This is a genomic window from Georgenia sp. 311 (assembly GCF_006151955.1).
Classification (GTDB): Bacteria; Actinomycetota; Actinomycetes; order Actinomycetales; family Actinomycetaceae; genus Oceanitalea; species Oceanitalea wutianyii.
Map to the genome: position 1 here is coordinate 27932 of NZ_VDFS01000056.1, position 10494 is coordinate 38425.

General features: G+C 73.1%; 14 protein-coding genes and 1 pseudogene. 12 read left to right on the top strand and 3 right to left on the bottom strand.

The features are described 5' to 3' along the window. The first annotated feature begins 53 nt into the window (after positions 1-53). The 11 genes from FHE66_RS11930 to FHE66_RS11980 all read left to right on the top strand — a co-directional run bounded on the left by FHE66_RS11930 (position 54) and on the right by FHE66_RS11980 (position 7938). Entirely contained in the window at positions 54-677 is a 624-nt protein-coding gene (locus FHE66_RS11930) for an alternate-type signal peptide domain-containing protein (protein ID WP_139073183.1), read from the top strand. Further along, positions 674-1381 carry a hypothetical protein gene (locus FHE66_RS11935; protein WP_139073184.1) on the top strand — a complete coding sequence of 236 codons (708 nt, stop codon included), beginning with the start codon at positions 674-676 and terminating at the stop codon, positions 1379-1381. Before FHE66_RS11930 ends, FHE66_RS11935 begins: the two co-directional genes overlap by 4 nt. Next, complete coding sequence (locus FHE66_RS11940) at positions 1378-2136, top strand: hypothetical protein (RefSeq protein WP_139073185.1); 759 nt, start codon at positions 1378-1380, stop codon at positions 2134-2136. Before FHE66_RS11935 ends, FHE66_RS11940 begins: the two co-directional genes overlap by 4 nt. Before the next feature lie 355 nt (positions 2137-2491). Then, a complete protein-coding gene (gene infA / locus FHE66_RS11945; protein WP_110851913.1) occupies positions 2492-2713 on the top strand; it encodes a translation initiation factor IF-1 in 222 nt (73 codons plus the stop codon). A gap of 60 nt (positions 2714-2773) precedes the next feature. Continuing rightward, positions 2774-2887: a 50S ribosomal protein L36 gene (gene rpmJ, locus FHE66_RS11950; RefSeq protein WP_139073186.1), complete on the top strand. Its 114-nt coding sequence runs from the start codon at positions 2774-2776 to the stop codon at positions 2885-2887. Between the two features lie 134 nt (positions 2888-3021). Further along, complete coding sequence (gene rpsM, locus FHE66_RS11955; protein ID WP_139073187.1) at positions 3022-3396, top strand: 30S ribosomal protein S13; 375 nt, start codon at positions 3022-3024, stop codon at positions 3394-3396. Between the two features lie 73 nt (positions 3397-3469). Next, the gene (rpsK, locus tag FHE66_RS11960; protein WP_139073188.1) at positions 3470-3880 is read left to right on the top strand and encodes a 30S ribosomal protein S11; all 411 of its coding nucleotides are present in this window, start codon (positions 3470-3472) and stop codon (positions 3878-3880) included. Positions 3881-4013: 133 nt separating this feature from the next. Further along, positions 4014-5024, top strand: a complete 1011-nt coding sequence (locus FHE66_RS11965) for a DNA-directed RNA polymerase subunit alpha (RefSeq protein ID WP_139073189.1) — start codon at positions 4014-4016, stop codon at positions 5022-5024. 30 nt (positions 5025-5054) lie between these two features. After that, the gene (gene rplQ, locus FHE66_RS11970) at positions 5055-5597 is read left to right on the top strand and encodes a 50S ribosomal protein L17 (RefSeq protein ID WP_139073190.1); all 543 of its coding nucleotides are present in this window, start codon (positions 5055-5057) and stop codon (positions 5595-5597) included. A gap of 213 nt (positions 5598-5810) precedes the next feature. Continuing rightward, positions 5811-6062: a PqqD family protein gene (locus FHE66_RS11975; RefSeq protein ID WP_139073191.1), complete on the top strand. Its 252-nt coding sequence runs from the start codon at positions 5811-5813 to the stop codon at positions 6060-6062. A gap of 7 nt (positions 6063-6069) precedes the next feature. Next, the gene (locus tag FHE66_RS11980; protein WP_255303721.1) at positions 6070-7938 is read left to right on the top strand and encodes an ABC transporter ATP-binding protein; all 1869 of its coding nucleotides are present in this window, start codon (positions 6070-6072) and stop codon (positions 7936-7938) included. Position 7939: 1 nt separating this feature from the next. On the opposite strand, the gene FHE66_RS11985 is transcribed toward FHE66_RS11980, so the two are convergent. The 3 genes from FHE66_RS11985 to FHE66_RS11995 are packed head-to-tail and all read right to left on the bottom strand — an operon-like array spanning position 7940 to position 10403. Further along, positions 7940-8899 (bottom strand): hypothetical protein, encoded by a 960-nt coding sequence (locus FHE66_RS11985; protein WP_139073192.1) that lies wholly within the window; start codon positions 8897-8899, stop codon positions 7940-7942. After that, positions 8896-9351: a lasso peptide biosynthesis B2 protein gene (locus FHE66_RS11990; protein WP_176554759.1), complete on the bottom strand. Its 456-nt coding sequence runs from the start codon at positions 9349-9351 to the stop codon at positions 8896-8898. The genes FHE66_RS11985 and FHE66_RS11990 overlap by 4 nt, the downstream gene beginning before the upstream one ends. Next, positions 9348-10403 carry an asparagine synthase-related protein gene (locus FHE66_RS11995; RefSeq protein ID WP_369692764.1) on the bottom strand — a complete coding sequence of 352 codons (1056 nt, stop codon included), beginning with the start codon at positions 10401-10403 and terminating at the stop codon, positions 9348-9350. Before FHE66_RS11995 ends, FHE66_RS11990 begins: the two co-directional genes overlap by 4 nt. On the opposite strand from FHE66_RS11995, the pseudogene FHE66_RS12000 reads away from it, so the two are divergent. Continuing rightward, positions 10387-10494, top strand: a pseudogene (locus FHE66_RS12000) (transglycosylase family protein); the annotation flags it as partial. The gene FHE66_RS11995 and the pseudogene FHE66_RS12000 sit on opposite strands and share 17 nt — an antisense overlap.

Genomic DNA, 10494 nt, shown 5'->3' on the forward strand with positions numbered 1-10494 from the left:
GACTCTCTTGCCGGCCGCCGACGCGGCGCAGGACAGATCACCAAGGGAGAATCATGAACCCCCCACCTCGCAGACGCCGACGCCGGCGCGGCGCCGGACCCCTGGTCCTCGCCGCGGCCTTCCTCGCCGGTGTCGCCGGGGCCGGCGGCACCGCCGCCCTCTGGTCCGCAGACGCCGCCACCCCGCTCGGCACGATCGTCGCCGGGGACCTCGACCTCGAGCTCCTCGACCCGACCGTGTGGCAGGAGACCTCGCCGGACGTCGCGGGCGCCCCGCGCACCATCGACCCGGCCGCCTTCCTCGTGCGCCCCGGCGACACGCTCGCCGCGCACCAGCGCTTCACCACCGACCTCACCGGCGACAACATGCTCGGCCGGCTGAGCGTGGCGTGGGAGCAGGGCCCCCAGCTGCCGGCCGGAGCCACCGCGACCTACACGGTGCGCGACGGCGCGGGCGACGCGCTCGTCGCCGACGTCCCGCTCGGGACCGCCGCGACGCTGCCCACGCTCGACGCCGACGACGACGGTCGCGCCGACGAGTTCACCCTCGAGGTGACGCTCGGTTTCCCCGGCACCGCGGACCGGTTCGGTCCGGGCGCCCCCGCCCAGGTCACCGACCTCGGCGCGATCGTGCTGGACCTCGACCAGGTCCGCTCCGGAGAGGGGTTCACCTCATGACGACCAGCCGGCGCGCACGACGCACGCTCGCGGTCACCGCAGTCGCCCTCGCCGGTGGCGCCGTCGGTATCGGCGGGGTCTCCCTCGCGCTGTGGGGTGACTCCGAGCGGGTCACCGGCGCCGTCGCCGACGGGTACGAGCTCTTCGCCGTCGGCGCCCCGGGCGCCACGACGCCCGCGCCCGCAGGGACCGCGACGTTCGTCGTCGGTCCCGAGGCCGCGGCGGCGCTCGCCCGCGACGGGGAGGTCGCCGTGCCGATCCAGGTCGACAGCGTCAGCCAGGGCAACAAGGGGCTGCACTACGTGCTCACGCCCCCGCAGGACTGGGGCGGCAACCTCCTGGGAGCCGCGGACGTCGCCGTCTTCCGGGTCGACACGGCCGCTGCCTGCAGCACCGACGCCCTGGCCCCCGGCGACACCCACCCCGCCGGGCCGTGGGACTCCACCCCGGTGCCCGCCACCTACTCCACGACGACGACGCCGGTCACCGAGTACTGGTGCGTGTACGCCGCCTACGACGGCCCGCCCGTCACCGGGGAGTACGAGAACACCGCCACGGTCACGGCGACGTCGCCCGACGGCCGGCAGGTCACCGACGAGGACTCGTGGAACGCCGTCCTCGTGGCCGGCCTCGACCCGGCCGCCGAGCCCGACCACGAGATCACCCTCACCTACACGACGTTCCGACCTGGGGAGGAGCCGTGAGCACGACACGAGCCCGACGGGCGGCGACGACCGCGGCCCTCACCCTCGTCCTGAGCGGCGCAGGGGCGGCAGCCCACGCGGACGTCTACTTCGACGAGGCCGTCCACCTGTCCTGGGACGGGCGGACCTACTCCGGGGTGACCGTCGAGAGCTTCCTCGGCACCCCGGTCACCGTCCCCGGGGACTCCACCTCCCGCACGCTGCTGGTCCGCAACGACGGACCGACGGCGGGGCTCCTGCGGGCGAGCATCGTCGACGTCGAGCTCCTCGACCCCGACACCCCGGACACCCACCACGCGACGGGGGAGGACCTCGGCAGCTTCTACGACGACCTCGTCGTCGGGTGGGGGACCGGCTCGGCATCGCTCACCGACCTCGGCACGGACGGTGTCACCGCGATCCTCGAGCAGGAGCTCGCCAAGGGCGAGGAGCTGGCGATCACGCTGAGCTACGCACTGCCGGCCGACGCGACCTCGGGCAACCGGGCGAACGTCGGGCCGCGGGAGGCGTCCTTCGACGTCCTCCTCGAGATCGGCGGGGACATGCCCACCGACCCGCCGGAGGAGTCGACGGCCGCCCCTGTCGTGCTGCCACCGCAGCCGCCGGCGAGCGGGACCAGCGGCACCACAGACCTGCCCACGACGGGCGCCGAGGTCCGGGTGCTCGCCGGCCTCGCGGCGCTCGTCGCAGGGCTGGGGGCGGCCGTGCTCGTCGCACGCCGCCGGACGGTGGCAGGCCGGGTGCCCGGCCCCTGAGACGTGTCCCGCCGGTTCGCCCGCCGGCGGGGCGCACGGGACGTGCCGGTCCGTGGGACCGCCCTGGCGCTTGTGATCGGCGCCGGGGCGGGGAGCGGCAGCGCAGGCACGTCCGCGGGCGGGGTCCTTCGGGGCCCCGCCCGCACCTGTCGTCCGGGTAGGCTCGTGGCCCGGCGCAGGCGCAGCGCTGTGAGTGAGGTCATGGACACGGGCAGGTGCCCGATGTCGTATGATGGAGCGCTGGACGAGCGTGCCTGCCCACAACTCTGCCCGGAAGCAGACGAGTGGGGCTCATGGGGTGCGCCCCACCGCCGAGACGCGGTGGCCATGCAGGAGAGAAGAGTTAGCGGAGGACATGGCGAAGAAGGACGGCGTCATCGAGATCGAGGGCAGTGTCGTCGAGGCACTGCCCAACGCGATGTTCCGGGTGGAGCTGAGCAACGGCCACAAGGTGCTCGCGCACATCTCGGGCAAGATGCGTCAGAACTACATCCGGATCCTTCCGGAGGACCGGGTCGTCGTCGAGCTGAGCCCGTACGACCTCACCCGGGGTCGCATCGTCTACCGCTACAAGTAATCACCCGACACAACTGCATCGCCGTCCCGACGTGTGCGTCGACGGCGGCGGAGGAATGACATGAAGGTCAAGCCCAGCGTCAAGAGGATCTGCGACAACTGCAAGGTCATCCGGCGGCACGGCCGCGTGATGGTCATCTGCACGAACGTTCGGCACAAGCAGCGTCAGGGCTGACCTGACGACGGCGGCGACCTGCCGCCAGACGTACCACCAGCACAGCGTGCAACCCCCGGTTCGGAGGCCGGGGCCCGTCCGGCTCGGACGGGAGGGTGGTGCGGAGGACCTCCGAGCAGCATGAGGAGCACAAGTTGGCACGACTCGTCGGCGTCGACCTCCCCCGCGAAAAGCGGCTCGAGATCGCGCTCACCTACATCTACGGCGTCGGTCGCACCCGCGCCAAGCTGGCGCTGGAGGCCACGGGCGTGAGCCCGGACCTGCGCGTCAAGGACATGACGGACAGCGACCTCGTCGCCCTGCGTGACTACATCGAGGGCAACTTCAAGGTCGAAGGAGACCTGCGCCGCGAGGTCCAGGCCGACATCCGCCGCAAGGTCGAGATCGGGTCCTACCAGGGCCTTCGCCACCGCCGCGGTCTGCCGGTCCGCGGTCAGCGCACCAAGACCAACGCGCGCACCCGCAAGGGCCCCAAGCGCACGGTGGCCGGCAAGAAGAAGGCCCGCTAAGAAGTAGTCCGGTCGCACGACACGGCGCCCCGCGCCGCGTGCCCCGGTCCGACGACCAGGAGAGAAGCACCACATGCCCCCCAAGACCCGCCAGGCCTCGTCCGCGGCGCGCAAGCCGCGTCGCAGCCAGCGCAAGAACGTCACGCACGGCCACGCGTACATCAAGAGCACGTTCAACAACACGATCGTCACCCTCACCGACCCGAGCGGTGCGGTCATCGCCTGGGCCTCCTCCGGCCAGGTCGGCTTCAAGGGCTCGCGCAAGTCGACGCCCTTCGCCGCCCAGATGGCTGCCGAGGCCGCGGCGCGCCGCGCCCAGGAGCACGGCATGAAGAAGGTCGACGTCTTCGTCAAGGGCCCCGGCTCCGGTCGTGAGACCGCGATCCGCTCCCTCACGGCCGCCGGCCTCGAGGTCGGCTCGATCCAGGACGTCACGCCCCAGGCCCACAACGGCTGCCGTCCCCCGAAGCGTCGCCGCGTCTGAGTCGTCCGCGCCGCACGCCGCCTCGCGCGGCGTGCGGCCGGTGCTCTCTCGCTCCACCCCGCCGGTCGGACCGATGACCGGCGGGTGCCCTGCACGGCGTCATATAGCGGATGCCTGCTGAAAGGAACACATCGTGCTCATCGCACAGCGCCCCGCCCTGACCGAAGAGGTCGTCTCCCCCACGCGCTCCCGGTTCGCTCTCGAGCCGCTCGAGCCGGGCTTCGGCTATACCCTCGGCAACTCCCTGCGTCGGACCCTGCTCTCCTCGATCCCCGGTGCTGCGGTCACGAGCATCCGAATCGACGGTGTGCTCCACGAGTTCTCGACCGTCCCCGGGGTCAAGGAGGATGTCACCGAGATCATCCTCAACATCAAGAACATCGTCGTCTCCTCGGAGCACGACGAGCCGGTCGTCATGTACCTGCGCAAGCAGGGCCCGGGTGTCGTCACCGCCGGTGACATCACCCCGCCGGCCGGTGTCGAGGTGCACAACCCCGACCTCCACCTGGCGACGCTCAACTCCAAGGGCAAGCTCGAGGTCGAGCTCACGGTCGAGCGCGGGCGTGGCTACGTGTCCGCCGCTCAGAACAAGAGCCTCGACTCCGAGATCGGGCGCGTTCCGGTCGACTCGATCTACTCCCCGGTCCTGAAGGTGACCTACAAGGTCGAGGCCACCCGAGTCGAGCAGCGCACCGACTTCGACAAGCTCATCGTCGACGTCGAGACGAAGAGCGCGATCAGCCCGCGGGACGCCCTCGCCTCCGCCGGCAAGACCCTCGTCGAGCTCTTCGGCCTGGCCCGTGAGCTCAACGTCGAGGCCGAGGGCATCGAGATCGGCCCCTCGCCGACCGACGCCGCCCTCGCCGCCGACCTCGCCCTTCCGATCGAGGAGCTCGGGCTGCAGTCGCGCTCGTACAACTGCCTCAAGCGCGAGGGCATCCACTCCGTCGGGGAGCTCGTCGCGCGCAGCGAGGCCGACCTCCTCGACATCCGCAACTTCGGCTCGAAGTCGATCACGGAGATCCGCGAGAAGCTCGCCGGCCTCGGCCTGAGCCTCAAGGACAGCCCGATCGACTTCGACATCAACGCCGTGGACGAGCCCTCCTACGAGGGCGACGTCGAGTTCAGCGACCCGCGCGACTGACGCCACCAACGAACGACTACAGGAGAGATCATGCCCACTCCCCCCAAGGGCCCCCGTCTTGGTGGCAGCCCCGCCCACGAGCGTCACATGCTGGCGAACCTCGCCACCGCGCTGCTCGAGCACCGCGCCATCACGACGACGGAGCACCGCGCCAAGCGCCTGCGTCCCGTCGTGGAGAAGCTCATCACCCTCGGCAAGCGTGGTGACCTGCACGCCCGCCGCAAGGTCATGACGACGGTCAAGGACAAGAGCGTCGTCCACGAGCTCTTCACCGAGATCGCCCCGGCGATGGCCGAGCGTCAGGGTGGCTACACCCGGATCACCAAGACGGCGCCGCGCAAGGGCGACAACGCCCCCATGGCGGTCATCGAGCTCGTCATGGAGCCGGTGAGCCCGAAGCAGGCCACCGTCCGCGAGGCCGAGAAGGCCACCGCGCGCGCCGCGGCTGCCCCGGCCGTCGAGGCCGAGGTCACCGAGGAGACCGTCGTCGAGGAGACGCCGGCCGAGGAGGCCGAGGAGGCCGCCGCCGAGGAGACCACCGAGGCCCCCGCCGAGGACGCCGAGAGCAAGTGACGTCGGGCCGGGCCCACCACCGTGTGCCCGGTCCGCGACGGCGCCCTCACCAGGCGCGCCGACACAGACGAGGCCCGCTGCCCCCACCCGGGGCGGCGGGCCTCGTCCGTCGTCGGCCCCCGCAGCAAACCGCCCTCCCGGGAGGGCGGGCGCCAGTAGGCTGACGAGCGGCCGCCCCGCGCACTGCCGGGCCGCGAGGACGAGGGAGCGCACGTGCAGCTGCGGAGCGAGGACATCACCTGGCAGGAGATCGACGGCGAGCTCGTCGTCCTCGACACGGCCAGGTCCGTCTACCTCACGACGAACGTCGCCGGCGCCACCCTGACGCGGCTGCTCACCGAGGAGCGCTCGCTCGACGAGCTCGCGGACGCGCTCGTCGAGGAGTTCGGCATCCCGCGTGAGACCGCCGAGGCGGACGCCCGCTCCTTCGTCACCGACCTGCGCGACAAGGGCCTGCTGCGGTGACCCGGCGGTGAGCGAGGAGGCCGGCGAGCCGCTCGACCCGCTCGACCTGCAGATCGAGAGTCGGCACCAGCGACGGTCCGTGGGACGGCTGTGGCGGCTCCTGCGCCGCTCCACCCAGCTCGTGTGGGGCGCCGGACGGTCCCTCTTCCTCGGCCTGCTCGTCGTGCAGGTCCTGGCCGCGCTCGTGCTCGCGGGCCAGGTGCTCATCGTCGAGTCGTTCCTCTCCGCGGTCCTCACCCTGGGACCGGGCGACGGGGTGCCGACCTCGCTCCTCCTCGCCACGCTCGGCCTCGCCGGGCTCATGGCGCTGGCCACGCTCCTGGACGCCGTCCGCGGCAGGTTCAGCCGGTACCTCGGGGAGTCGGTGGCGCGCCGTACCTACCAGGACGTGCTGGACGCCGCGACGGACGTGTCCCTGCGCTACTTCGAGTCGGCGGCCTTCTACGACCGGCTCCAGCGGGTCGAGGCGGCGGCCACGAGCCGGCCCTTCCAGGTGACCCAGGCGCTCCTCGGGATCGTCGGGGGACTGACCGCCACGGTCGGCGTCGGCGCGGTCCTCGTGGGGATCCATCCGGTCCTCCTGCCGCTGCTGCTCCTCGGCGGGCTGCCGCTGATCCTCACCAACCGGCGGGAGAGCCGTCTGGAGTTCGGCTTCACCGTCGACCAGACGCCGCACCAGCGGCGGCGCGCCTACCTCAGCTACCTCCTCACCACCCGGGAGGAGGCGAAGGAGGTCCGGGCCTTCGACCTCGGGCGGCCGTTGCGTGCGCGGTTCGACGAGCTCTACGCGGCCTACCTCGCCGACCTCGCCCGTCACCTGCGGCGCCGGCTGACCCTGAGCACCGTGGGCAACCTCGGCTCGGCGGTCGTGCTCACCGGGACCCTGCTCGTCCTCGTGCGGCTCATCGGCGACGGGGCGGTCTCGGTCGCGCAGGCCGGCGCCGCGATCGTCGCGATCCGGATGCTCCAGGGCCAGGTGCAGACCCTCCTGCGGAGCACGCAGTCGATCTTCGAGGCGGGGCTCTTCCTCCACGACGTCGACGAGTTCATGGCGCTGGGCACGGTTGCGCGGGACGAGGAGGCCGGTGCCCCCGCGCCGGAGGGCTTCGAGGAGATCTCCGTCGAGGACGTGCGGTTCACCTACCCGGGCAGTGAGGCAGAGGCGCTGCGCGGGGTCGACCTGCGGATCAGGCGCGGCCAGGTCGTCGCGCTCGTCGGGGAGAACGGCTCGGGCAAGACCACCCTGGCCAAGATCCTCGCCGGGCTGTACGACCCCACGGACGGGGCCGTGCGGTGGGACGGCCGCGACACCCGCGAGTACTCCCGTGTCTCGGTGCGCGAGCGGGTCGCGGTGATCTTCCAGGACTTCGTCCGCTACGCCTTCACCGCCCGGGAGAACATCGCCTTCGGCAGGTACGCCGACGGGCCCGACGACGAGCACGTCGCCGAGGCCGCCGCGCGCTCCGGGGCCGCCGGCTTCCTCACCGCCCTGCCCCAGGGCTACGACACGGTCCTCTCCCGGATCTTCAAGGGTGGGCGCGACCTGTCGGGAGGCCAGTGGCAGCGCGTGGCGATCGCCCGCGCCTTCTACCGCGACGCCGAGCTCATGATCCTCGACGAGCCCACGGCAGCGCTGGACCCGCGAGCCGAGAGCAGGCTGTACGAGTCGCTGCGCGCCGTGCTCGCCGGGCGCACGGCCGTCTTCATCTCCCACCGCTTCTCCTCGGTGCGCTCGGCGGACGTCATCTACGTCCTCGACGAGGGCCGGGTGGTGGAGTCCGGCTCGCACACCGAGCTCATGGCCCGCGACGGGATGTACGCAGAGCTGTTCCGGCTGCAGGCGGCGGCCTACCTCGACGCCCCCGCCCGCGAGTGACTCAGGCGCCCGCGGCGGGAGTCCGGTCGACGGCGGCCCAGATCGTCTCGGCGACGTCCGCCCGGAACGGGGGTCCCCAGGGGACGTGGGCGACGAGCACCGGGACAGTCCGGGCGAGCCAGGAGGCGTGGGCGAGGACCTGACCGAGGACCGCGGGGTCCCGCCAGCCCATGAGCCGCGGGAAGCTCATGATCGCGAACGCCGCGGACTTCGGGTCCAGCCGCTCCATCTCCAGGCGGCCCTCCCGGTTGGGGCGGGGGATGAGCACGGCGCCCAGGGGCACGTCCTCGGTCTGCGGGGAGGGCAGACCGACGACGGTCCGGTCGTCGGCGCTCGTGCGTACCCGGTAGCTGCCCGTCGCCATGGCCTCGGTGACCGCCTCGGCACCCGGCCGCAGCCGGAGCTCGGTGGCCCCGAGCGGCACGCAGGGACGGCTGCCCGCCGCGACCGGGACGACGTCGTCGCTGACGACCCGCGCCCCGTCGGCGCACATGAGCGCGGCGAGGGTGCTCTTGCCCATCCCGGAGTGGCCGAGGAAGGCGACGGCGGTGCCGTCGCGCTCGACGGCGCTCGCGTGGAGGACCGCGTTGCCCCGGAGGTAGAGCTGCAGGGCGAGGAGCGTGCCCGTCGTCATGATCGCGCGCATGCCGGGGTCGGTCCCGCGCACGAGGTGCACGGTGACGTCCGCGAGGTCCGGGCCGAGGACGAAGTCGCACACGCCGTGGACACGCAGGAGGACGGAGGCGTCGGGGCGGCGCACCGCGGTGTACCACCGGTCGGGCTCCTGCCCGAAGTCGAGCAGGACCTGCCCGGCGGGGGTGCCGTGGTTCCCGTCGAGCGGCTCGCCGTCGAGCACGGTGAGGTCGACGCGGGCGCCGGCCGGCGCGGGGCGGTGCTGGTGGAGCGGGAAGTCCGCCGCGACGGTGAGGCCGTAGAGGCGCTGGGGTGGTTCGGGCCTCATGCGGGTGCCCCCGCCGTGAGCGACCGGAAGCTCTCGATGCCGTCCGGGTCCATGACGATCCCGTCCACCTCGAGCCAGGCGTGCGCCTTGACCTCCCCGGCGACCTTCTGCACCCCGATGCGGACCGCGTGGTCGCGGTGGCGCAGCGCGTGGGCGCCGAGCAGCGCCCGGCGCAGGCAGGTGCCGTTGAACGGCCGGTGGCGCAGCACCCGCCAGGTGACGTCGAGGCGCTCCGCCTCGGAGGAGGACAGCCGTACCAGACCGAGGTCGCCGACCCGGCCGACGGTTCCGTCCAGGACGAGGCGCACGCCCAGCAGCCGCGTGAGCCGGGGGAGTCGCACGGTACGCAGCCCGACCTCGACGACCCCGGCGAGGGCGGCGGCCTGTGCTGCCCGGAACCACGCGCGGGGCGGACGCCGCAGGAGCGTGCGGACCGTGCCGAGCGGCCTCACGACGAGCCCTCGGGCCACACCGGGACGCCGTGGGCGTGCGCCCAGGCGACGTGGAGGAGGAAGTCGGCCGCCGGGTGGGGGTCCTCCTCGAGCCACGCCGCGCGCAGCGCCACCGGGTCGACCCACGCCGGGTCGAGGCCGCTGCCGTCCCAGCCGTGGGCGAACTCCCGCTCCTGCGGCCCCCAGCGGGTGGAGTTGAACGAGGCCTTGGAACGGCGGGCGAGGACGCGGTCGGGCAGGACGTCGTGGAAGAGCCGGCGGAAGATCGCCGTCCGGTCCCCGAGTCCGAGGGGCCCGCCCTCCGCGGCGAGGGCGTCGGCGACGCGCAGGTCGGTGAACGGGGTGACCGGCCGCGAGCCGTACTCCGCGATGCCGGCCTCGAAGTTGTCCATGGCCACGACCATCGGGCGGGCGCGCAGCCCGGCCCGGGTCGCGGCGTCCCACCGCAGCGGCTCGGCGCTCATCGCGAGGACCTGGCGCAGGTACGCCTCGGCGGCCGGGGGCCGTAGCCACGGCGGGGTGAGGTCGGAGCGGTGCCGGCGCAGCTCACGACGGCGCAGGGGGGTAGGGCGGGCCGCCCGCAGCCCGCGACGCAGGTGCCGGCGCCGGGGCCGGGTCATCGCGAGGGCGTCGCGGAGGGCGCCGGCACGCCGGCCGTCGAGGAGCAGGTCGCCGCCCTCCCCGGAGACGACGGCACCGACGTCGAGCTGCCGGTAGACGGCTCCCTGCAGCTGGACGGCCTCGGGCCACAGCGGCCCGTGCCGGAGCAGCGCGGCGGTGGCGACCTCGCCGAGGAGGCGCTGCTCGCCGCGGAACTCCAGGACGACGTGCTCGCGCAGGCGCAGGTGCCCCAGGACGAGGTCCTGCCAGGAGGTCTCGTCGGCCTCCGGCACGCCCGGGTGGCGAACGGTGACCGGGACCGGCTCCGGCAGACCCTGCCTGCGCGCGACGTGCGTCGCCAGCGCGAGGAGGGCGGAGGAGTCACGGCCGCCGGAGAAGAGGACGTAGCACGGGGAGGTGGTGAGGGCGTCGAGGAGCACGGACTCGAGCACCTGGCGGGCGGCGCTCGCCCAGTGCGAGTCCGGCGGCAACCCGACGGTCGTCAGCTCCAACGGGCTCTACCACGGGCTCTACCAGTTCTCC

Coding starts and splice junctions, on each gene's coding strand:
- rpsK (WP_139073188.1), top strand. CDS start 3,470: ATGCCCCCCAAGACCCGCCAGGCCTCGTCCGCGGCGCGCAAGCCGCGT.
- rpmJ (WP_139073186.1), top strand. CDS start 2,774: ATGAAGGTCAAGCCCAGCGTCAAGAGGATCTGCGACAACTGCAAGGTC.
- rplQ (WP_139073190.1), top strand. CDS start 5,055: ATGCCCACTCCCCCCAAGGGCCCCCGTCTTGGTGGCAGCCCCGCCCAC.
- FHE66_RS11985 (WP_139073192.1), bottom strand. CDS start 8,899: ATGAGGCCCGAACCACCCCAGCGCCTCTACGGCCTCACCGTCGCGGCG.
- FHE66_RS11930 (WP_139073183.1), top strand. CDS start 54: ATGAACCCCCCACCTCGCAGACGCCGACGCCGGCGCGGCGCCGGACCC.
- FHE66_RS11935 (WP_139073184.1), top strand. CDS start 674: ATGACGACCAGCCGGCGCGCACGACGCACGCTCGCGGTCACCGCAGTC.
- infA (WP_110851913.1), top strand. CDS start 2,492: ATGGCGAAGAAGGACGGCGTCATCGAGATCGAGGGCAGTGTCGTCGAG.